17 protein-coding genes are annotated in these 22,867 nt (G+C 41.1%); 13 read left to right on the top strand and 4 right to left on the bottom strand.

Going from position 1 to position 22,867, the window contains the following annotated elements; genetic code table 11:
- Positions 1-75: 75 nt before the first annotated feature.
- From glmS to F7731_RS17885, 3 genes are all read left to right on the top strand, one after another.
- Complete coding sequence (glmS, locus tag F7731_RS17895; RefSeq protein ID WP_151536171.1) at positions 76-1,878, top strand: glutamine--fructose-6-phosphate transaminase (isomerizing); 1,803 nt, start codon at positions 76-78, stop codon at positions 1,876-1,878.
- Positions 1,879-2,480: 602 nt separating this feature from the next.
- Positions 2,481-4,934: a beta-glucosidase gene (locus tag F7731_RS17890; protein ID WP_151536170.1), complete on the top strand. Its 2,454-nt coding sequence runs from the start codon at positions 2,481-2,483 to the stop codon at positions 4,932-4,934.
- A 176-nt stretch (positions 4,935-5,110) separates the two neighbouring features.
- Positions 5,111-6,658, top strand: a complete 1,548-nt coding sequence (locus tag F7731_RS17885) for a right-handed parallel beta-helix repeat-containing protein (protein WP_246197281.1) — start codon at positions 5,111-5,113, stop codon at positions 6,656-6,658.
- Between the two features lie 312 nt (positions 6,659-6,970).
- Here the strand turns inward: F7731_RS17885 and F7731_RS17880 are convergent, their stop codons facing one another.
- Positions 6,971-7,615 (bottom strand): YczE/YyaS/YitT family protein, encoded by a 645-nt coding sequence (locus F7731_RS17880; protein ID WP_151536168.1) that lies wholly within the window; start codon positions 7,613-7,615, stop codon positions 6,971-6,973.
- Positions 7,616-7,730: 115 nt separating this feature from the next.
- Between F7731_RS17880 and F7731_RS17875 the strand changes: the two genes are divergently transcribed.
- The 4 genes from F7731_RS17875 to F7731_RS17860 all read left to right on the top strand — a co-directional run bounded on the left by F7731_RS17875 (position 7,731) and on the right by F7731_RS17860 (position 10,462).
- Positions 7,731-8,183 (top strand): MarR family winged helix-turn-helix transcriptional regulator, encoded by a 453-nt coding sequence (locus F7731_RS17875; RefSeq protein WP_151536167.1) that lies wholly within the window; start codon positions 7,731-7,733, stop codon positions 8,181-8,183.
- Positions 8,184-8,209: 26 nt separating this feature from the next.
- Positions 8,210-8,728: a spermidine/spermine N(1)-acetyltransferase gene (gene paiA, locus F7731_RS17870; protein WP_151536166.1), complete on the top strand. Its 519-nt coding sequence runs from the start codon at positions 8,210-8,212 to the stop codon at positions 8,726-8,728.
- 127 nt (positions 8,729-8,855) lie between these two features.
- A complete protein-coding gene (locus tag F7731_RS17865; protein WP_151536165.1) occupies positions 8,856-9,731 on the top strand; it encodes a YitT family protein in 876 nt (291 codons plus the stop codon).
- A gap of 170 nt (positions 9,732-9,901) precedes the next feature.
- A complete protein-coding gene (locus F7731_RS17860; protein WP_151536164.1) occupies positions 9,902-10,462 on the top strand; it encodes a hypothetical protein in 561 nt (186 codons plus the stop codon).
- Between the two features lie 73 nt (positions 10,463-10,535).
- On the opposite strand, the gene F7731_RS17855 is transcribed toward F7731_RS17860, so the two are convergent.
- From F7731_RS17855 to F7731_RS17845, 3 genes are all read right to left on the bottom strand, one after another.
- Positions 10,536-11,009, bottom strand: a complete 474-nt coding sequence (locus tag F7731_RS17855) for a hypothetical protein (protein ID WP_151536163.1) — start codon at positions 11,007-11,009, stop codon at positions 10,536-10,538.
- Positions 11,010-11,434: 425 nt separating this feature from the next.
- Complete coding sequence (locus tag F7731_RS17850) at positions 11,435-12,310, bottom strand: SDR family oxidoreductase (RefSeq protein WP_151536162.1); 876 nt, start codon at positions 12,308-12,310, stop codon at positions 11,435-11,437.
- A gap of 375 nt (positions 12,311-12,685) precedes the next feature.
- A complete protein-coding gene (locus F7731_RS17845; RefSeq protein WP_151536161.1) occupies positions 12,686-14,428 on the bottom strand; it encodes a methyl-accepting chemotaxis protein in 1,743 nt (580 codons plus the stop codon).
- Positions 14,429-14,553: 125 nt separating this feature from the next.
- Between F7731_RS17845 and F7731_RS17840 the strand changes: the two genes are divergently transcribed.
- From F7731_RS17840 to F7731_RS17815, 6 genes are all read left to right on the top strand, one after another.
- Positions 14,554-17,580, top strand: coding sequence for an amino acid adenylation domain-containing protein (locus F7731_RS17840; RefSeq protein WP_151536160.1), 3,027 nt, complete (start codon positions 14,554-14,556; stop codon positions 17,578-17,580).
- A 4-nt stretch (positions 17,581-17,584) separates the two neighbouring features.
- Positions 17,585-18,322, top strand: coding sequence for a 4'-phosphopantetheinyl transferase family protein (locus tag F7731_RS17835; protein ID WP_151536159.1), 738 nt, complete (start codon positions 17,585-17,587; stop codon positions 18,320-18,322).
- A 277-nt stretch (positions 18,323-18,599) separates the two neighbouring features.
- Entirely contained in the window at positions 18,600-19,193 is a 594-nt protein-coding gene (locus F7731_RS17830) for a glycerol-3-phosphate responsive antiterminator (RefSeq protein ID WP_151536158.1), read from the top strand.
- 297 nt (positions 19,194-19,490) lie between these two features.
- Positions 19,491-20,795: an ABC transporter substrate-binding protein gene (locus F7731_RS17825; protein WP_151536157.1), complete on the top strand. Its 1,305-nt coding sequence runs from the start codon at positions 19,491-19,493 to the stop codon at positions 20,793-20,795.
- Between the two features lie 81 nt (positions 20,796-20,876).
- Positions 20,877-21,746, top strand: a complete 870-nt coding sequence (locus F7731_RS17820) for an HAD family hydrolase (protein ID WP_151536156.1) — start codon at positions 20,877-20,879, stop codon at positions 21,744-21,746.
- Positions 21,747-21,786: 40 nt separating this feature from the next.
- The gene (locus F7731_RS17815) at positions 21,787-22,866 is read left to right on the top strand and encodes an ABC transporter ATP-binding protein (protein WP_151536155.1); all 1,080 of its coding nucleotides are present in this window, start codon (positions 21,787-21,789) and stop codon (positions 22,864-22,866) included.
- Position 22,867: the final 1 nt, after the last annotated feature.

Below are 22,867 nucleotides of genomic sequence, written 5' to 3'. Positions count from 1 at the left end.
GAACCAATACAGAGATGAGGGGCAAGACTGTCCCAATAGGCTTCTTGCCCCTTCCGATTTAGGAGGAAAAGAAGTATGTGCGGTATCGTAGGATATATTGGAAATAATGATTCGAAAGATATTTTGCTTAGAGGCTTAGAAAAGCTTGAATATAGAGGATATGATTCAGCAGGAATTGCAGTGAGAGATGAGCATAAAGTCCAGGTTTTTAAAGAAAAGGGCCGTATTGCTGATTTAAGGGGCATTGTCGACTTTGATATCTTTGCTCTATCGGGAATTGGACATACACGCTGGGCAACACACGGTGTGCCAAGTGCAGCCAATGCCCACCCGCACCAAAGTGCATCAGGCCGCTTCACGCTTGTTCATAACGGTGTCATTGAAAACTATGAAATCTTAAAGCGCGAATATTTACAAGGCGTACCTTTTAACAGCGATACAGATACAGAGGTTATCGTTCAGCTGATTGGATTATTCGCAAACGATGGATTAACGACTGATGAAGCGTTCCGTAAAACGCTTAAGCTCTTAAAAGGCTCCTATGCACTCGCTCTTTTAGATGAACAGGACAACGAAACGATTTATGTGGCAAAAAATAAAAGCCCGCTGCTAGTCGGATTAGGTGACACATTTAATGTAGTCGCGTCAGATGCGATGGCGATGCTTCAAGTAACAGATCAATATGTGGAGTTAATGGATAAAGAAATCGTGATAGTGAGAAAAGGCGAAGTCATCATTCAAAACCTAGATGGCGAAACCATTGCACGTGATCCATACACAGCGGAATTAGATGCAAGCGACATTGAAAAGGGCACATATCCGCACTATATGTTAAAGGAAATTGACGAGCAGCCTTTAGTGATGCGCAAAATCATTCAAAGCTATCAGGATGAGCAGGGTGCTTTAACGATTGACCAAGAGATCATCCAAGCAATGAATAACGCGGACCGTATTTATATTATTGCGGCGGGAACTTCGTATCATGCAGGACTCGTGGGAAAACAGTTTATTGAAAAAATGACAAAAATCCCGGTAGAAGTGCATATTTCCAGTGAGTTCGGCTACAATATGCCATTGCTTTCAGAAAAGCCACTGTTTATCTTTATTTCACAGAGCGGAGAAACCGCAGATAGCCGTGCGGTTCTCGTGAATATTAAAGAAATGGGCTATAAAGCCATTACAATGACAAACGTGCCTGGTTCAACACTGTCCCGTGAAGCGGATTACACACTCTTGCTTCATGCAGGCCCTGAAATTGCTGTTGCTTCAACAAAAGCATACACTGCACAGCTTGCGGTATTAGCGATTTTAGCAGCAGTAACGGCGAAGAACCGTGGCATCGAGCTTCGTCTCGATCTTTCCCGTGAGCTAGGCATTATTGCGAATGCGATGGAAGTGCTCTGCGACGAAAAAGAAGAATTCGAAACTATCGCCCGCGGATTTTTGTCCGTTACCCGCAATGCATTCTTCATCGGCCGCGGACTAGACTTCTATGTTGGCCTTGAAGGAGCTTTAAAGCTAAAGGAAATCTCTTATATTCAGGCTGAAGGCTTTGCCGGCGGCGAATTAAAGCACGGAACCATCGCTTTAATCGAAGAAGGCACACCTGTCATCGCCTTAGCTACTCAAGAAAGTGTGAACTTAAATCTCCGCAGCAACGTACAAGAAGTCGCTGCCCGAGGCGCCAACACGTGCATCATCTCCATGAAAGGACTGGAAGTGGAAGGAGACACCTTCGTCATCCCAGCTGTGCACGAACTATTAACACCTCTTGTCTCTGTTATACCATTGCAATTAATTTCTTACTACGCTGCTTTACACCGTGACTGTGACGTCGATAAGCCTAGGAATTTGGCGAAGAGTGTGACGGTGGAGTAGGGGAACGTTGGGAAATTGATGCTGTTGTCTAAAACTAAAATTACCGACTCTTACACAAAAATAACGTTCTTTAAATAAAAATACCATTCCCAAACCGAAGGTTTCCTGATACCATTCAGCAGACCTTCGGTCTTTTTTTGCCCAAAAAAAGAAAGGGAGAATAGGCGATGAAGAAAAGTGGGAAAAACAATCCCTTCAACCTTTAAACCTTATCCCTACTATCCCTATTATTATTATGTCAAAATTAGTGGAAAATCTTTACACAAATGAGGAAAAAGCCTGAAAAAAGCTTCGATTGGATTTCCAAATTTCATCGTAACAACGCTTATTTAATAAATAGAAGTTCTTCCTTCCTATTTCAGCATATTTAGAATAATGGAGCATAATGCTCATTTGAAATTATTCATTTTGATTGTTTATTTGGCAAATCGTTGATTGCTACAGTGTTTGAATACCATTTCAGGACTTTAGGATCTTGCTATCTCGTGGTTTTTGTTGCTGCTCTGTAATTAACAATTAATACTCTGTAATTTACCGATAATACTAATGTAATAGTTTTTCTCTATACTAAGAAACCTAATAGTTAGTAAGGGAGAGATAAGATGATAAAGCAACTTAGTTCAGTTTTTTTGACAGCAGCGATCTCCATGTCATCGTTGGTAATTCCTGCTAATGCGGAGGGGACGGAAGGGACTAAACCCTGGATGAACACCCAGCTCTCTGCTGAGAAGCGTACCGAGCTTCTTCTTGATAAGATGACGATGGAACAGAAGATCCAGCAAATCGCTATCTCGCGTTTCAATGAGAATGACAAAGGTGAGACGTTCGTCATGAAATATGGCGGTGATAATAAGTATATGAGCGGCGAATTCGCGCCCCAGGGTACCCTGCCCGGGTGTGAGTTTCAGGACACCGGCCGGCAGATCCGTGGGATCGAGGATCTGGGCATCCCCACAATCCGCATGACCAACGGTGGTACGGGTGTGAAGGGCGGATCGTGTGGCAAGGACCCGGAGGCGACAGGCTTGCCGTCCACTCTGTCCATGGCCGCGACCTTCAACCGTGACCTGAACCATGAGGCCGGCCGGATCCTCGGCGAGGAGACCCGGGCCTTCGCGCATCACGTGCTGCTTGGACCAGGCTTGAACCTTGTGCGTCACCCGTACAATGGCCGTAACTATGAGTACTTCAGCGAGGACCCTTACCTGACTGGTACCCTGGCGACTGAGCAAGTCAAGGGCATCCAGGAACAGGGGGTACAGACCCAGCTTAAGCACCTTGCCGGCAATGAGCAGGAGACCGAGCGCTGGACGATGGGTGTCCAAGTTCCCTCAAAGGCCATGAACGAGCTGTACATGCTGCCGTTCGAGATGACCGTCAAGGATGCTGACCCGGCCTCCGTGATGTGCTCGTTCCCGGATGTCAACGGTACCTTTGCCTGTGACAGCTCTGAACTGCTCCAAGAAGCTCTGCGGAACAAGTGGGGCTTCGATGGTTACGTCATGAGTGACCGTCGCGCGATTCACGACACGGTCTCTGCCATTAAGGCGGGTACGAATGTCGAGCTCGACTGGGCACCACAGTACTACACCAAGAAGAAGATCCAGGAGGCCCTCGACTCGGGTCAGGTGACCGAGGACGATATCGACAATCTGCTTCGTCCGCGGTACGTTAAGATGATCGAGTTCGGCCAAATGGATAAGCCTTACGACAAGTTCTTGCCGGAGATCGTCGATCCGATGGCCAACGGCGCTAGCGCACGGAAAATGGCCGAGGAAGGCTCCGTGTTGTTGAAGAACACTGACGGCTTCCTGCCACTGAACGGCAAGACGAAGTCGATCGCGCTGATCGGCGTAGATTGGTTTGCCGGTAAGGCCAAGATGTCCCCGCGCTCCATTCGGGACAACAACGAGAACGTCGTGACTAAATACACGGTCACTCCGCAGAAGGGCCTAGAGAATGTCATCAAGGAGCTAGGCTACGACACAAAAGTGACTTACAACGATGGCCGTGACCCAGAGGCTGCAGCCAAGCTGGCCGTTGAGTCCGACGTCGTACTACTCATGGTCGGCGACAACCCGCATGAGACCGTGGACCGCAAGACTCTTGGCTTCCCAGCCATCGACCTCGACAAGGATCCGGTTCGAACGAAATGGGTGGAGCAGGAGCCGCTGATCGACGCGGTTATGAAGGCCAACGCGAAGAACACCGCTGTGGTCCTGAAGACCTCCGGTACGGTGCTCATGCCGTGGCTGGATAAGGTCCCTGCCGTCCTAGAGGCATGGTTCCCGGGCATGGAGGATGGCAATGCCGTCGCTAATCTGCTCTACGGTAAGGTCAATCCTTCCGGCAAGCTGCCTATGACGTTCGGTGCCACCGAGCATGAGGCCGCTTTTGCGACCAAGGAGCAGTACCCTGGAACCCGTCAAAACACTGGCAAGCCAGGTGGCCCGGGCCCGTACGGTAACGGTTCCGACCAGCTAATCGCCAAGTACTCCGAGGGCCTAGAGATGGGCTACCGCTGGTACGAGGCTAACAACGTGAAGCCGGTCTTCCCATTCGGGTACGGCCTGTCGTACACGACCTTCAAGTATGACGACCTGAAGGTGAAGAAGATCCAGGACAAAGGCTCGTTGTCTGGTATTGACGTGTCCTTCACTATCACGAACACCGGTGACGTTGCCGGTGCCGAAGCGGCACAGGTCTACCTGACCCTGCCGAACGAGGCGGGAGAGCCGACCAAGCGACTCGTCAACTTCGATAAGGTTTACCTTGAGCCAGGTGAGAGCCAGCAGGTAACACTAAAGATTAACCAGGCCGACTCTAACCACCCGTTCTCCTATTTCATTCCGGAAGACCCGGACAACCTGAAGAACTGGGCTCACGGCGATTGGGCAACCGTTGATGGAAAGTACCGCGTGCATGTCGGTGGTTCCTCAGCAGACACCCCGCTGGAAAAGGACGTTCCGTTGAACTTCAAACTCAGCAAGGGTAACGGAAACAACGGAAACAACGGAAATAAAGGAAATAACGGGAACAACAACTCCCAACGTTAGGCCTCAGGGCCATGGGATGACATCGGCGACCCGGTAGGGGTCGTCAGGCATCCCGAAAGTAGTGAGCCCGCGGGTTCGGTGAATTAAGCCGAGGCCTGCGGGCTCATTGCTTTTCTCGACGCCTCCATGGGCGACGAGAGGGACGAAAAGAGTCAAGGAAGGACGTGAGAAGTTTGATGAAGGGATTCGTTCGGAAAAGCCGGCGAAGTCCGGCGCATTCGTGGTGGGTGGCCCTTGGCCTGGTGGTCCTCTTGACCGCATGCACTGTCGAGGAATCCGCCGGGCCGGTCGGGAGCGATGACGTCGTGGAACCCGCCCCGTCCGGGCACGGCGACTGGCAGGTCCCGGGCTTGGTGGATCGGTCCGGCTCGCCGATCGAGGTGCCGACGCCGGGTCCGGCCACTGGCAGGACCCTGGACGTCACGGACTTCGGGGCAGATCCGGATCCGGACTCACATGACGACGCAGCAGCCATCAGGGCGGCCCTGGACGCGGCCGAACCGGGTGACGAGGTCTTGCTTCCGGCTGGCACGTATGACCTGCGCACCACTGACCCATCCGACAAGCCGGCGAACATCGTGCTTCGTAGCGGCGTGAACCTACGTGGCGAAGGCCAGGAGAGAACCGTGCTGCTGACTTCCCTCGACGGCAAGGATGACAGCGCGGTGATCCGCGGCTCCGGCGTCCACGACGTCATCGTCGCTAACTTCACCATCACCTCCCGTCATGAGGGTCCACTCGGCGAAGACACCGAAGACGGCGATGCGGGTGGTGGCCCGATGTACGGGATCCACCTCGGAGCCCACGAAGGGCAGGCAAGCTCCCGGGTCCTGGTGAAGAACCTGGGCATCCGCAGGTTCGAGCGCCACGGCATCTCCGTCAAGAACAGCCGTGAAGTGACCCTCTCTGGAAATTACATCAGTGAGGCAACTGCCGTCGGTCCCGGCGGACAGGGCTACGGCATCGCTATCGAGGGCTCAGCAGACCAGCACGACCCGGATGCCGCCAACGATTCCCGGCACAACGTCGTCATCGGCAATACCTTCGATGGCAGGCATCTGCGGCACGCCATTCTGCTGCAGTTCCCCACGCACAACAATCTCGTGGCAGAGAACACCATCGTCGGCAGCCTCCTCGACGCCATCGACCTGCACGGCGAGGGTGAATACCTGAATGAGATCCGGGACAACACGGTTATCGGCGGGCAGCAGGCGGGCATCGCGCTGGGCAATCCTGGCGGGGCCAAGAACAAGCACGACGCCTCAGGGCCTGGAAACTGGGTGCATTCCAACGACCTGATTGGAAACCGTCAGGGAGTCCTCGTCATCCTGGGAACTCCTGACACCCTCATCAATGACAACTGGATCAACGCCGGGAAGGATTCGAAGGCCGGCATCGAAGTCCGCAATGCGCCGGGCACGGAGTTGCACGGTAACCACATCACTGGAGGGACTGACGGGTTCTGGGCCATCCGGCTCAGTGAGGACCGCGGAACAGACGGACGGGGTAAAGGAATCCCCTCAGGCATCAGGATCGAGTGCAACGTCATTCGACAGGTCGCCAACGGCATCAGGGTCGATGCCGGAGAGGACCTCAGCATGGTCGAAAACGTCGTTGACGGCATCAACGGAGCCAAGCTGAGGGTGGCCGACGGGATCGAGGTGAGCCGGTCGGCCCAGCGGTCCAGCTCCACCAAGGCAATGAATTTTGCAGTGCAGAAATAAATATTTAACTCATTTAGCAACCAGTTAAATATAGTAATTAAATTGTGCAGTACCTTGACCTTCAACAATCGGTTGCGTTTGTCGAAAATATATGCCTAATTTCTCACTAAAGGTACGGAGGAATTAGGCTTTTTTTATATTGAAAAATCCATATTCATTCAAGTCTTAATTTATGGTGTCCTAAGCTTCCAATTTTTTTGTCGCTATACAGCTGTTGTAGTTTTATAATAAAGTTTGATTAAAAATCCTGTTTTTGCAGGTTTTTTTTTCTTTATCTATAAGGTAGGTTGAATAAGAAAAATAAAAAGAAATCTATATGGAATGGTTTTTATCTTTATCATAATTTGGTGATGTACTAGAGTTTATTAATATGTGGTCTAATACTTTTTTTGTAAAAGGCATGAAGTAATTAAGTATTAATCCCCCAAAACAAACAGTTAATAAAGTTCCAATGCCAATAGGTCCATCTAAAATCATTGCAATGATCAAGAATACGAGATAAATGAATGTTCTTGAAAAAAATATATTTGTTTTAGTTAATTCTTGTATGATTAATGTTAATCGGTCAACTGGAATCGGTGCAAAATTTGTGTGTAAATATGTTGCAGTTCCTAATCCTATAACAACTAAGCCGATTCCAAAGCAAACTAATTTGCTGTACCATAGTTCAGGTGTTATCAAATTGTGAAATAAAAAAAGCCATATATCAATACCAATCCCCGTGATAAATGCTGTTAACAACCCCAAAATTTCTGGTCTTTGTCTTTTTAAAAATGAATTACAAAATATCAATATTAAGGCGATTATTATCTCCCAACTTCCCACAGTAAGCCCCACATTTTTAGATAGTCCTACCAAAAGTGCATCAAAAGGTGATGTTCCAAGGTTTGATTGTATAGTGAAAGAAATACCAAGGGTTAATATGAAAATACCTAATACATAAAAAATATATTTCACTTTACTCGACCTCTTTATTATTAATTTTTTGTTGCAAATACAACAAAGACGGGTTAAATTTAATATATGAGATTTTTATTGCATTTGCAACAAAAATATGTCTAAGGAGTTAATGATGAAGGAAATTCTTCGTGAAATTGGAATGATAGCAAGGGCGTTAGATTCAATTAGTAATATAGAATTTAAAGAATATGACCTTACAAAAGGGCAGTATTTGTACCTTGTGCGAATATGTGAAAATCCAGGAATCATTCAAGAAAAGTTAGCTGAGATGATAAAGGTAGATCGAACAACAGCAGCTCGAGCAATAAAAAAACTTGAGATTAATGGCTTTATTGAAAAGAAAGATGATGAACATAACAAAAAAATAAAAAAGCTCTTTCCAACGGAAAAAGGGGAAAATGTTTATCCTTTTATAAAAAGAGAAAATGATCATTCGAATAATGTCGCATTAGCGGGATTTTCTGAAAAGGAAGTAGAAACAATTTTCCATCTTCTTCAAAGGGTTAGAAAAAATATAGAAATTGATTGGGATTTTGTAAAAAAGGGAAACAAGAGAAATTATTAATTTTATATAAAGGAGCTGAATATAAAATGACTGTAAAAATAAAAAAGTGCAACCGTGAGGATATACAAATACTCAAAGAAATGAGCATTGAAACATTCAACGATACGTTTAAAGAGCAGAATTCACCTGAAAATATAAAAGCTTATTTGAAAAGAGCATTTAACTCTAAACAGTTGGAAAAGGAATTGTCCAATAGCTTTTCGGAATTCTTTTTTGTTAATTTTAATAATGAAATCGCTGGATATTTAAAGGTCAATACCAATGATGCGCAGTCTGAACAAATGGGCGATGATTCACTTGAAATCGAGAGGATTTATATTAAGCACAAATTTCAAAAACATGGGCTTGGTAAATATCTGCTAAATAAAGCGATGGAAATTGCGCTGGAACGTAATAAGAAGAAAATCTGGCTAGGCGTATGGGAAAAAAATGAAAACGCAATTGCTTTTTATAAGAAAATGGGGTTTGCTCAAACGGGGGCCCATTCTTTTTATATGGGTGATGAAGAACAGATAGACTTTATCATGACAAAAATACTCGTATAATTCGGAGCGGATGTATTGAAATTCTTTTTAGAATTGTGCTAGAAATGATAATGAATTGAAACAATATACATAAATGAAAAAAAGTGTAACAGCCATAAGAAAAAATAGTTTGGAATGAGGACATCAAATGGGTACAATCACTAAGCAAAAAGGAACGTTTAGATTTAAAAAGGTATCAAAAGCATTTGCCGTTATGATTGGCGCCTTTATCACAGCGTACGGATTAGAGGCAATACTAATTCCAAACAATGTGTCGGACGGCGGTGTGACGGGTCTGAGTATCGTTGGTTCAGAATTAATTGGACTTCCTTTAGGAATTTTAATTGCAATACTCAATATCCCATTCGTATTTTTGGGGTATAAACAAATTGGTAAAAGCTTTGCTATTTATTCTGTAATTGGAATTGCTTCACTAGCATACGGGACTAGTATTATGCATCAAGTACCGACCATTATCCAAGGCGACACATTGTTAGTAACCGTTGTTGGCGGTATTATCATTGGTTTTGGGATGGGATTGGCACTGCGAAATGGCGGTGCATTAGATGGCATTGATATGTTGGCAGTTTTGCTTTCCCGAAAGCTTCCTTTTGGGACAAGTGATCTTATTTTATTTTTAAACTTGTTTGTGTTTATAGTTGTTTCAACAGTATTCGGCCTTCAAGGAGCTTTCTTATCGGGAATCGCTTATTTTATTGCCTCTAAGGTGATTCATACGGTTGAAGAAGGTTTAAGTGGTTCTAAAACCTTTAAAATTATTACTAATCAACCCGAATTAATGGTTGAAACGATACGTGACCGCTTAGGACGCAGCGCAACATATAACCTCGTTAAAGGCGGTTATACAAATGAGAAATTCAAGGAAATTACTTGTGTTATTAACCGTTTAGAGGATAGTAAAATGAAAGAAATCATTTATGAAATTGACAAGCATGCCTTCGTTGTTGTATATGATGTGGCAGAAGTTAAGGGCGGTAACTTCAAAAAGCAGGACATTCATTAATAAAGCGAGCATGAAAATGTGCCAACAGGGGAAGCTTACTCACCAAAAGAATAGAGGACTTTATTATTTTTATTTAGGCTTATGCACCTAGTTATTTAACCATACATAAAAAGCCAAATTACATAACCTAACCTAAACATTATGTTTTTTATTATGAGGGGAATATGGTTATGTATTATTATAGGTATGCGAAATTAAGGGGACAAAGGCAGCCATATAATAACAAATTTTCTGCATCGCCATTACACTTACAGCATCAAATGCCCGAACTTAATCAAGAAAATGACCTTGGGATTCCGGCTGGCTGGAGTGACCCGGATCATCCAGGTGGTTTGTGGGGTCCGGGGCCGGAGGGTTTAGCAAGCTTCAGTAGCCTGAAACATCCAGTAAATCAGGTAGGTACTCAAGTCCATTCAGCTGGTTGGATGCCGGTAAATCCGGTTGGTTTAAATACTCAAGTCTATCCAACCGGTTGGATGTCGGTAAATCCGGCTGGTTTTAGTACTCAAGGGCAAATGGTGGGTTGGGGAGATCTTGGGGGTCCGGTAGGCTGGGGAAGTTATGGGAATCCAGCAGGCTGGGGTAGTCAGGGCATTCCGATGGGCTGGGGGAATTTCATGGGTCAAGGTCAACCGGGGATGTTCGGAGGTTTGCTTAAGGTTGGAAAAGGAGCGTTAGGCGGTCTGGGAACTCTTAGTAATCTAATTAACGTCGGAAAGATGTTATATTAATCAAGGGCCTTCTATGTTAGAAGACCCTCTATTTACTTTTGTCATAACCAATATGAATAGAAAAAAAGGCAGACTAATTTGATTCTTTTGGAGGCCCCTCTGGAAAGTTATTTTGAATGGATGATAAGGGCTCATTGGGATTTGGAGCGCTTTCATCTTCTTCTATTGGCTGATCAATTTCCTGAAAGAAGGAATCAAAATCTGGTAAAAGATTTAAAAGTTCATTAAAGGATATGGGGCGTCCATTTTCTGTCATTAGATGGACTGGTTCATGTTGTAATGCGGCAAAGTTCTCATTTAGCAACGAGGCTAAAATTCCCTGAAAAGAAGCGGTGCTTCCAGATTCAATAATCTCGGTAAATGCGTTTGTTTTTTGTTGAAGCGAAGAAACACCCTCATTGAGTATTAACGCTAAAAACTCACTATTTGATGAAAGGCCACTAAATTCATCATGCTCTTTTAATGAACTAATAAACCTTTCTAAGTTCATTTCCTCCAATTCATTAAATTCTAATGTAAAGCCCCTCTCTCCCTTTTTATACTCCATTTATGGCTCCCCTTTCACAGGAATTTTTTGTATTAATACTCACTAATGTATTTCTTTTAAAAAAAATTGTTCATCATTAAACTAAAATCACTCCATTTTTCCAAAACATTTCTGAGTTATTAGGTGCATGTAGAACTTAAAAAAACGGAAAAGTCAAATCAATTAGCGGATTAAATCAGTTAAATGGGATCCTAATAAGGAGCCTGTGGTCCAATGCGCTTTCAAAAGAAAAGCATTAAAAGCAATGGAGGAATACTAAAGGTTGGGCCGGTTTGAAAGGTTCCCTTCGTAAGATTCTCTTATAGGTATATTTAATAAAAATGTCATGCTTGATTTAATAGGTTTACATTATCTTGTCTTTATCAATTAAAAGAAGCTTCTCATTAGTCATTAGACTTTTGGGAAGCTTCATTTTTGATTACATGCTATCCGTTGACAATCGTGCCGCCATTCACATGAATAATCTGCCCGCTAACATAGGATGAATCATCACTTGCCAAATATACATAGGTTGGTGCGAGTTCGTATGGCTGTCCTGCACGTCCAAGCGGCGTGTCGGTTCCAAATTGAGCTACCTTATCAACAGAGAATGTAGATGGGATTAACGGGGTCCAAATGGGTCCCGGCGCTACCCCGTTTACACGAATTCCTCGTCCTGCAAGTGACAGCGCAAGAGATCTAGTAAAGGTAACGATTGCCCCTTTCGTTGCTGAGTAATCAATCAGCTGTTCATGGCCGGCATAGGCTGTTATCGAAGCGGTATTAATAATGGAACTGCCTTTTTGTAAATACGGTAGAACCATTTTTGTTAAATAAAAATAGGAAAAAATATTTGTTCGGAAAGTTCTTTCGAGTTGGTCAGAAGAAATATTCAGGAGACTATCCTGAGGGTGCTGCTCTGCAGCGTTATTTACTAACACATCTATTTTCCCAAACTGGTCAATCGTCTTATTGGCAATCTCCCTGCAAAAAGATTCAATTCCGATATCTCCTGGAAGTAATATACATTCTTGTCCTTCCGCTTCTATTAATTGCTTCGTTTCGTCTGCATCTTCCTGCTCTTCTAGGTAGTTGATTGCAATATTGGCCCCTTCTTTAGCAAAATAGATTGCTGCCGCCTTTCCAATTCCACTGTCACCACCTGAAATTAAAGCTATTTTTCCTCTTAATTTCCCTGATCCTTTATAATTGGGATCAATCGAGGTTGGTTTTGGATCCATCTGACTCTCTAATCCTGGCTGCTTGTTTTGATGCTGAGGGGGAAAAGCTTTTTGATTCGACTGATTTTGTTTGCTTGGCATGTTGACCGAACCTCCATCTAGTATTTACTTTCCTAGTATGGAGTGAATGGGCACGGAATATTTGTCAAAAAGAAGAACAGAGATGACTCCAAAAGTAGTGGATGTGGCGTTCGACTTTCTTTCACTGCGTTAGTTATTTCTACCGTCATAAAGGCAAGTTCTGTTTAGGTCAACTGACAATTAATTATTCACACAGAGAAGGACTTTCTCAAAAAACGGTCACCATGTAAAAATTAGAAACATTGATATATCAACATTAAAAAGGGAGTCTCAGAGCCGAAAAACTCGACTTATGAGACTCCCTTTTTATCTTTTCTTGACATTCCCAATCTTTTTAACTCAACTCTATTAAAGCGCTGGTAAATGGAATTTTTCTTATTCAACTTTGAAATTTTCTACTAATTTCTCTAATTCATCAGAAAGTTGGTGTAGATTATCAGAAGCATGATATATATTTTTAACGCTTCCTTCTTGCTCTTGAATTTTGAGATTTAGTGAACCAGAAATAGTCGCATTCTTTGCTGAAATATTCTCCAATTGCTGAGAGGTAGCTGTTATCTCTTCAGTAGATGCAGAGATTTGTTGAGATGATGCGGATACTTCCGAAATGTTTTGAGACACTTGATTTGTGTATGTTTGAATTTGACCAAATATTTCATCGGTATCTTTTCCGATACTTATCCCTTGAGCAATTTCCTTATTTCCAAGTTCAATGAAAGAAACAGCGTTATCCGTTTCAGTCTGAATTTCTTTAATAATATTAGCAATCATATCTGTAGACCTTCTTGATTCTTCAGCTAATTTTTTTACCTCTTCAGCTACAACTGAAAAGCCTTTTCCTGCTTCACCTGCTCTTGCAGCTTCAATAGCAGCATTTAAAGCAAGTAAATTTGTTTGATCGGCAATCGAACCGATAATCGTTAGGAAATCATTAATAGATTGAGAACGTCCCTTTAGTTGTGTGATCGCGCTTGTTATGTCAGCGAATGATTGATTAATCGAATCCATTTGTTCAATTAATCTCTTAATGGATTGAGAGCCTTCTCGTGTTATTTCATCCATTTCGATGGAAGATGTACTAACATCCTGTGAATTTCCTGCAATGGTTTGAATTGCGGTCGCTACTTCTTCTATTGCAAGTACAGTATTAGAAATAGATTCTTCCTGTGAATTCATTCCATCATTCATCACCTGAACGTCATGGGCAACTTGTACAGAATTCTTTCCTGTTTGCTCTGCGGATTGATGAAGAATGGCGGATGCGTGATTTATTTCAGCAGAAGTTTCCTTGATTTTAAAAATCATCTGCTGCATGTTATGTATCACTTTATTAAAGAGTGCAACGATTTGCCCGAGCTCATCATCCTTCTCTACCTTTAAGTTTACTTGAAGATTGCCGTTCCCAACTTCATTTAATCCTCTGAGAAGCTCATTTAGTGGCTTAAAAGATTTCCTTGTATAGAAAATCTGGAAAAGAATGATTAGAATCAACCCTGGCAGAAGTACAAATAAGGCCATCTTAGTTAACTTAACTTGACTCGTATGAAATAATTCTGCGCTAACGTCAACACCGAAATAAGCAAAGATTTCTCCATTGTTGTCCGTAAGCGGGTATAATTCTGAAATCCATGTACCGATGTCATCGTTATATATTTCAGAAGCAACCGTTGTTTTCGTTTCCATCATTTCATTAATAGCTGCTATAATTCGATCTGGCTGTGGAAATGGGTCACCTACTTTAACTCCCTCTTCTTTTAAAACCTCGACGAGATGTGATGGAGCACCGATTAACGGTGTGTTGTTTCCATCAACAATTTTAGTACTGAATATATAGGCTTGAGCGACTTTGTTATTATTTTTGGAAATTTGATCAAAGAAGGAAATTAACTTTTGTTGGGCAGGAGAATCATAATCTTCCTTCATAGCTTCCTTCACTTCAGCAATATCTAACTCTGTGCCCCATGTATGAACGATATTATTTGCTTCCTTGCTAATATCATTTTTTAAAATGTCTGATATTACTTGATAACTGGAAAAGCTGATGACAGCGCCGATAAAAACTGAGATGGCCACAGAAATAAATATGTTTCTGAAAATAAACGATTTTGTTCTTCGCATGTATCTTTCTCCTCGTTTAGATTTGATAGGAATTAGTTCTTTTATTCCTTGAAAAAATCGAAATCAGTACATCGTTATTGTGTGAGAGATTTTTCATAAAATCGTCAAAGAATAGGAGCGTAAATATGATTAAACCATTATTATCTGTAAAAACGATGAAAAACACTGACTTAACTATTATCGACAAATTTCACGAAATGGTTAGTATTTTTCCGAAATATCCAGCAATTTCAATGAATAATGAATCATTAACATATGATGACTTAAATAAAATGTCGAACGAGGTTGCCTTTAAACTGATAAATCAGGGAGTAAGAAAAGGAGACTTCGTCGGTGTTTTCTTAAACCGAAGCATGGAGGCCATCATTAGTCTGTTAGGAATTATGAAATCAGGCGGCGTCTATGTGCCAATTGACCCATCTTATCCAGACGAAAGAATTAGCTACATGGTAAATGACACAGCTTGTGAGCTTGTCATCACGAACTCCATCCTTCAAGGGAAATTAGATGAGGTTGGATTCTCCCGAAATATTTATCTTGTTGATAAGATTGGGTTTGATGATCGTAACATCGAATGCCAGGAACTTACTTCAGCCGATTTAGCTTATGTCATTTATACTTCGGGATCTACTGGGAATCCAAAAGGTGCTTTAATCAAACATCAGGGTGTCCTTAATTTAGCAGCATGGCTTTCAGATCACTATCAGTTTGATAATGATACGGTTATCTCTGAATTTGCATCTTTAAGTTTTGATGCATCCATTATCGATATTTTCCAAGCGCTGCTAAATGGCGTTCGTTTACATATTTTATCTGAAGAATCACGGAAAGACCCCAATCAATTAGCGAAAGAAATTGCTGATCAAAAAATTACTAATATGATTTTACCAACTGCTTATTTTCATCATATGACGAGTATATTAAATGAACATGATCTGCAAAAACTTGCTTCTTTAAAAGTAGTCGCATTAGCAGGAGAAGCTTTAACAGGAGAAATGGTCAGATTGTGGCAGGGGAAATTCGGGTATGCTATTCAAATCAGTAATTTCTATGGGCCAACTGAAACGACTGTGATGGCATCGTTTTATGATATTGCTGGCGAATGGCCGGAAGAGATGGCGAATGTCCCTATAGGTAAACCAATTCGAGGATTCGATTTTTATATTGTAAATGAAAAAGGAATGGACTGTAAGACGAATGAACCTGGGGAACTATTAATTGAAGGGCCGGGATTATCTGTTGGCTATTTAAATCAACCTGAAAAAACGGCTGAGGCATTCATCGATCATCCTACTAAGAAAAATACAAAACTCTACCGAACAGGAGATATTGTAAGATTATTGGAAGACGGAAATGTTGAATTTATCGGCAGAGATGACCAGCAAGTGAAAATAAGGGGGCATCGAGTGGAAATTGGAGAAATAGAAGACAAAATGCTGAAACTGCCTTTCTTGAAAGAGGCGGTTGTTATACCAAGACAAGTGAAGGGGCATGAAAAAGAGTTATTTGCGTTTTATACTGGTAAATCAAGTGAAAAGATTGAAAAAAATAAAATCCATCATGAATTAAAATCGGCATTACCGGACTATATGATACCTAGTTACTTTATTCAATTGGACGAGATGCCAATTGCCCCTACAGGAAAAATTGATCGGAAACATCTTGAAAAAGTCGATTTTAAAGAAGTTCTTTCTGCTAATATCATTGAGCCAAGAAATGAAGTAGAGATGATCATATCACAAGCTTTATGTGATGAATTACATGTGGACAAGCTTGATATTAAGGAAGATTTGTTTACAAATGGCTTAAACTCGCTAAAGGTTTTAAATGTATTAGTTAAGTTAAAGCCCCATTTTCCTGAAATCAGTATTCAGGACTTCTTCCAATGTAGGTCAATAGAAAAGTTAGCCGAGCATATAGCTAGTCTTGAATCGGAGGAATGGGATGAAGGGCAACTGATTGAGAAAAATCTGATTGAGCATCCACTTTATACAAAACCGCTGAAGGGCTACACCTATAAAATGAAACCGGAGTTAACGGCTATTCTTTTAACGGGTGCAACGGGATTTCTTGGCAGTCACATTTTATATGATTTATTAGAAAATACGAAAGCTCATATTCATTGTTTAACGAGGGCTAGCAGCACAGAAGAAGCTAAAAATCGATTAGAAGAAATACTAAAATATTATTTCGTTGAAATTCCGGAAACTTGGTTATCACGAATTGTCCCCGTTCTAGGCGATCTTTCTCAAGAAGCTATGGGACTTACATCTGCAGCAAGAACGTACTTGGAAACAAACCTAGATATGATTATTCATTGCGCGGCTGATGTAAGGCATTTTGGTGAGCAAAGCCACTTTAATAAAGTGAATATTGGTGGAACAGCTTCTTTATTGAATCTAGTTAAAAATAATAAAGGTGCCAAGTTCATCTATATTTCAACAATCGGCATTCCTGATGATCTTGCACATTCCAATTTGTGGGGAGAGTTTATTGGTACCAATCTAACTAGTTTTTCCTATACACTGACAAATGTGTATACGAGTAGTAAATTGGAAGCCGAGAAGCTTGTCTATCAAGCAATGGAAGAAGGTACACTAGCTACAGTTTGTCGGATGGGGAATATAACAGGCCATTCAGTTACAGGGAAATTCCAAAGAAATATTGAAACGAATGCTTTTTACCGCATGTTAAAAGCAGTCATGACCCTTGGAGAAATTCCTGAGTATACTGCAATCATTGATGTCACACCTGTAGACATTGCTAGCAAAACTGTTGTTGAACTGGCTATGAAGGAAGATGCAATTGGAAGGACGTTCCACATCGTTGATCCTGAGCCTACCCCTTTTGTGCAGTTTATTAATTATCTGAAAGAACTAGGTTATGCGATAGAATTAGTAGATAAGGCTTCTTTCTCAAAGCTTTTGTTACCAGAAAAAGGGCTGGATTCGGAGACGCTTCAGCTGGCAGTAAGTATCCTTGAAGGTGAAGGTGTGAAGGATTCCTTATACCGTTGGGACTGCAGCCAAACTGAAATGTTTTCAACACAAAAGCCACTCGATAAAGAGATTTATCTTTCTTTACTTGTCCAGCATGGTGAAGAGGTAGAGTATTTTCCAGCGCTCCAAAAAAGAGATTTAGTTTTAGTATAGTAGAATGTTTGGATTAAAGGTTAACTCGCCAAAAGCTGTTATTGCTCTTATGAATTTCACTCCTGTTTCAGAGCAAACCTTTAATGAATTACTAGATAAGTGTTCTGTAGATGAACGAGAATCGATTCTTAAATATAAGCAGCCACTCGATCAATTACGATCATTACTTGCTGTGATACAAATCAAATACTGCTGGAAAAAGTACTTTAATGTAGAAAGAGAATTATCGATAAAAAAAGATAAATATGGGAAGCCGAAAGTTGATCAATGGATAGGAGACATTAGTATATCGCATTCAGCTGAATGGATATTTACGGGCATTAGTTCAGAGGGAAAAATAGGTGTTGATATCGAAAGTTTAAATCCTTTTCCTTTCCTAGAAGGAACGGAGGAGCTATTTTTATCAGAAAAGGAATTATCCTTTTTTCGAACGATACGAAATGTTGAGGAATCCAAGCGGTATTTGCTTACACTTTGGACATTAAAGGAAGCATATCTAAAAGAAGTTGGTATTGGTTTAACACAGCTTAATCTAACTTCCTTATCCTTTAATTACAACGGAAAAAGCAAAAGTAAGTACTTTACATACGATGGGGCTAATGGGATTAGTATATTAAGAACCTTTGATATTGATAGAGCTACCCAAGCTTCTGTTTCAACTTCCAGTATCATTAGTCCGTTCATTCATTATTATAGACATGATCAAAAAAGAGTTATATCAGCATTTATTCATTCGAAATGAATATATACAGGGCCCTCTAGTGCAAATTGCATTAGAGGGTTTTTCTAAAAGGGATGGGGACAGGCACCCTCTCATTCCTAAAAAAGTAGTGACGTCGCGAAAAGAAATCTACTTATAATAGGAAAATCACTAATAAATGAAGAGTATATAATTGAAGGAAATTTTGTACCTATGTCAGGCCTTTTTCTCTTAGTTTACATTTTCAGGATGAATTTACATGGAATTAACACTCGTTCTTTATACTTAAGTATAGGAAATCCGATAAGGAGTGATTCAATTGCACCGGAACAATGAGGAGAAAGAATTTTTTATACGGCTAAATCAATACAAAAAAATCGCAGCAGTGAAGAGCCCTAAAGGGATTGAAAAAGTTATTAAACATAAGGATAGGATCAGTGCTGTTTTTTTGCTTACTGGAAATATCATGTCAATAAAAAGATACGTTGATTTATTCAAAAAAGAAGGCTTGCCTGTTTTTGTTCATATTGAAAAAATAGGCGGTTTGAGCATGAATGATGAAGGAATTGATTTTATTGCGAATTATGTACAGCCTTTAGGCATTGTATCAACCAAGCCTAATATGGTTGCAAAAGCGAAGAAGAGGAAGCTTATGGCTGTACAGCGAGTGTTTATGATCGATACGGAAGTATATGATTATGTATTGCATTCATTAGATCAAAACACCCCTGATATAATTGAGATCATGCCATCAAGACTTTCGCATGTAATTAGGGACTTAAGCAAGCAATTGAAAATACCGCTGATTACTGGCGGGTTGCTTTCGGAAAAAGCACATGCTATGGAGGTGCTTGCCTGCGGGGCGATTGCGATAACTACCTCTAATACGGATATTTGGAAAGAGGATCTCTAAAGCAGCGCTAATAGTTTCCTATAAAAACCATTATTTGATTATTTGATCTTTAGGGTTTATTTACATAATTATAAAACTTCTATAACAATTAATCGTTACAATCATAATTGAAAAGTGAATAGAAAATATTGGTTCTAATGAGAGAGACCTCAAATACTAACGGATCATCCCGTTTTATTTGAGGTCTATTTGTTTTTTCGGAGGTGGTGAAAAGGTCTTAACGGACAAAGAAATTAAGCTTGGATAAACGGACTATAGCATTTTAATAATATGAATGAATAAATGGAGGAATAACAATTGAAAAAAATATTTGTTTTCATGCTAACTCTATTAATGATTTTCCTTACAGCCTGTCAATCGAATAAAGTAGCAGGAACAACAGGGGACGGCGGTAGTGAGGCGGACGGAAAGAACGGAGAAAAGATTGAAATTACATATTGGTATGCCTGGGGAGATAAAATTGGGGAAAACAATGAAAATCTAGTAAAAATGTTCAATGAATCCCAAGACAAAATACATGTAACAGCAGAATACCAAGGCACGTATGTCGACCTTCATGCTAAAACACAGGCTGCATTGGCTGCTAAAAATGCTCCTGAAGTTACATTGAACGAAATTTCTTCAATTGGTGTATTTGCGAAATCAGGAATGACACAGGATTTAACGCCATTTATCGAGCGTGATGATATAAAAATGGACGATTTTAATCCTGGATTAATGGGGAATTCCTATGTAGGTGGCAAGCTTTATGGTCTCCCATACTTGCGCAGTACTCCTATTCTCTATATGAATACAACGATGCTAAAAGAGGCTGGTCTTGATCCATCGGGTCCAAAAGATTGGGCAGATTTTGAAAATTATTTAAGAGTTCTTACAGTAGAAGACAAATCAGTCGGAATGACAATGCCGGTAAACATTTGGATGTATGAAGCTTTTGTTGGATCTGTTGGAGGTCAAATGGTGGCAGATGACGACTCAAAAGTAACATTCAATGATATAGCTGGTGTTGAAGCACTGAAATTTTGGAAAAAGCTTGCCGGGGAAGGAATCATTAAGGTTCCAGGTGGAGAAACAGCAGCTGAAGTAGCCAAGCAAGACTTTGCAAACAGCCGTTCAGCAATGATTTTTTCTTCAACCGCCGACCTTTCCTATAATCTATCTGTTGCTAAAGACCAGGGATTTGAATTAAATACAGCATTTATGCCTTCACATAAAAAAAATGCTGTGCCTACAGGCGGAGCTAATCTTGTCATGACAGCTGGATTGGACAAAGAAAAGCAAGAAGCGGCATGGGAATTTATTAAATTTATGACTGCGAAAGAGCAAACGATTTATGCAAGTAAATATACTGGGTATCTACCAAGCCGTTTGTCCGCAGTTGAGTCAGAAGAAATGCAAGCTTTATATAAGGAAACACCGCAATTTAAAGTAGCAGTTGATCAATTGCAATATGGACATCCTCGTCCAATGGCTGAAGCCTATCCAGAAATTGCTACGATTCTTACGAATGAAATTACAAGAGCTTTATTAGAAAAGGATCTATCACCTAAAGATGCACTTGATGCAGCAGCTGAAAAATCGAATCAATTGCTTCAAAAATAAGAATGGCAGATTTATAGATTGTTCTGGAAGAAAAGTGTGAAGAATCAGCTTTTCTTCCTTACTTTCAAGGGGGGAACACGAATGATGGACTGGATAAAAAAAGTTAAAGCTGTGATTTTTGATTTAGATGGAACATTATATCAGGATTACACATTTTTAGGTCGTTATATTCAGCATATGCTTAAAGAGCAATTATCAAAAAGTGAATTAGAACAAGTCATTCTAGAAGCCTATTCGATATTAGAAGGCAGCCATCCTATACGTATTGGTTACTATTATAACCGCGAAAATCAAAAGGTGTACGCTCATGAAAACCTTAACCCAACCGCATGTTTTTCCTGGGATGGAGAAGAGCATGAAGAGGTTATGGAGGAGAGAAAGAATCTTTTCTATTTAGGAGATCCATGGGGAATCGCTGGACTATACGCTGAGAAGTATAACGTGGATAAATCAAGCAAGATGATGGCATTCGATTTGGTGCGCAAAGAAATGCTCTGTGAGCCAAACAAAATTTATCGTCATCAAGCTTTATTTGTAGCAATTTCTGATTTAAATGTAGAGAGAAAAGTTTTTATGACCAATACACCTGGACCGTCTGGACTCGAATTCTTAAAGTATTTAGAGATTGAACGCCATTTTGATGAATATATTTTTGACGCCAAAAAGCCTGTTGGAATGCAGCAAATGATGGAAATACTGCTAGCAGAGGGTTATCAGCCTGATGAGATATTGTCGGTTGGAGACAACCCATTTAATGATTTGTATCCCGTGAAAAATCTTGGTGGGAGAACATGTCTAATTTCAAGATATTCTCATGCCGATTCGACTAAATGGGATGTTAAAGTCCAAACAATTGAAGATCTGACAGCGTTTCTTCGGCAATTATGCAGTCATTCATTAGATGAATCGAAAGAAGATAGCTTGAGAGATGAGATCACGATTATACATTAGTCAATAGATTAATTGATTCTTTGAGAAGGAGAAGTGACGCATGGCTGAGATTATTCTGAGAAATGTTTCAAAAATTTTTAAAGATGAAGAGGTAATAAGTGATCTAAATCTAACGATACGTGATGGTTCATTTACCGTCTTGGTCGGTCCTTCTGGATGCGGCAAATCAACCACTCTTCGCATGATTGCGGGGCTTGAAAAACAATCATCTGGCGAGATATGGATTGGCGATCAGCTTGTTAATGATACACCGCCAGGCAAGCGTAATATTGCGATGGTTTTTCAAAACTATGCTCTATATCCAACTATGACGGTACGAGGGAACATTGAATTCGGTTTAATTAATAAGAAGGTGCCTAAACTTGAGCGTGAGGAACTAATTAAAGAAATCTCTGAAATTGTTGGCTTGACAGACTATCTAAATAAAAAACCTCAACAGCTATCCGGTGGACAAAGACAGCGTGTCGCTCTAGCACGAGCAATGGTCAAAAAGCCAAAGGTTTTTATCCTGGATGAGCCACTTTCTAATCTCGATGCAAAGCTGCGCGGACAGATGAGAACAGAATTAATTCAGCTGCATAAACGTTTAGGCACAACCTTTATTTATGTGACACATGATCAGGTCGAAGCCATGTCCATGGGAGATGAAATCGTTATTTTAAACAAAGGGGAAATTCAGCAGAAGGATAGTCCGATGAATGTTTATCATGATCCGAATAATATTTTTACAGCTAATTTTATCGGTACTCCAGCGATGAATATTATGGACTTTGAAAAAATGAAGAACTTTTTGCCTGCACTTAATGGTGATGTGAAATATGTTGGATTCAGACCCGAGCATATTCAATTGTCTGCAGCAGAAAAAACTGATCCCCACTCTATTATTTTGCTTGGTGAGATTTTAACAAGAGAAACTCTAGGAGCTGAAACGATTTATTCTGTAAAAACAAATGCGGGAATGATCAATTGTAAAAGCTTTAGTGAGCCGGTTGACCGTTTAAGGAATGTCCAGCTTCGAATCCCGCATGAAAAACTGTATTTCTTTAACTATCACGGTGAACGAAACCGTTCCGTCACAATTAAGCACAATGAACCTGTTCTCATAAAGGGAGGGAGATAAC

It is taken from the genome of Cytobacillus depressus, assembly GCF_008923245.1.
In the GTDB taxonomy this organism is placed as follows: domain Bacteria; phylum Bacillota; class Bacilli; order Bacillales; family Cytobacillaceae; genus Cytobacillus; species Cytobacillus depressus.
Note: the sequence above shows the minus strand (reverse complement) of the source record. Positions and strands in the feature narration are given on the sequence as shown.

Bases quoted from the DNA above. Each gene is read 5' to 3' on its own strand.
- F7731_RS17875 (WP_151536167.1), top strand. From the start codon at position 7,731: ATGAAGGAAATTCTTCGTGAAATTGGAATGATAGCAAGGGCGTTAGAT.
- F7731_RS17860 (WP_151536164.1), top strand. From the start codon at position 9,902: ATGTATTATTATAGGTATGCGAAATTAAGGGGACAAAGGCAGCCATAT.
- glmS (WP_151536171.1), top strand. From the start codon at position 76: ATGTGCGGTATCGTAGGATATATTGGAAATAATGATTCGAAAGATATT.
- F7731_RS17850 (WP_151536162.1), bottom strand. From the start codon at position 12,310: ATGCCAAGCAAACAAAATCAGTCGAATCAAAAAGCTTTTCCCCCTCAG.
- F7731_RS17835 (WP_151536159.1), top strand. From the start codon at position 17,585: ATGTTTGGATTAAAGGTTAACTCGCCAAAAGCTGTTATTGCTCTTATG.
- paiA (WP_151536166.1), top strand. From the start codon at position 8,210: ATGACTGTAAAAATAAAAAAGTGCAACCGTGAGGATATACAAATACTC.
- F7731_RS17855 (WP_151536163.1), bottom strand. From the start codon at position 11,009: ATGGAGTATAAAAAGGGAGAGAGGGGCTTTACATTAGAATTTAATGAA.
- F7731_RS17865 (WP_151536165.1), top strand. From the start codon at position 8,856: ATGGGTACAATCACTAAGCAAAAAGGAACGTTTAGATTTAAAAAGGTA.
- F7731_RS17815 (WP_151536155.1), top strand. From the start codon at position 21,787: ATGGCTGAGATTATTCTGAGAAATGTTTCAAAAATTTTTAAAGATGAA.
- F7731_RS17885 (WP_246197281.1), top strand. From the start codon at position 5,111: ATGAAGGGATTCGTTCGGAAAAGCCGGCGAAGTCCGGCGCATTCGTGG.
- F7731_RS17890 (WP_151536170.1), top strand. From the start codon at position 2,481: ATGATAAAGCAACTTAGTTCAGTTTTTTTGACAGCAGCGATCTCCATG.
- F7731_RS17845 (WP_151536161.1), bottom strand. From the start codon at position 14,428: ATGCGAAGAACAAAATCGTTTATTTTCAGAAACATATTTATTTCTGTG.
- F7731_RS17840 (WP_151536160.1), top strand. From the start codon at position 14,554: ATGATTAAACCATTATTATCTGTAAAAACGATGAAAAACACTGACTTA.
- F7731_RS17820 (WP_151536156.1), top strand. From the start codon at position 20,877: ATGATGGACTGGATAAAAAAAGTTAAAGCTGTGATTTTTGATTTAGAT.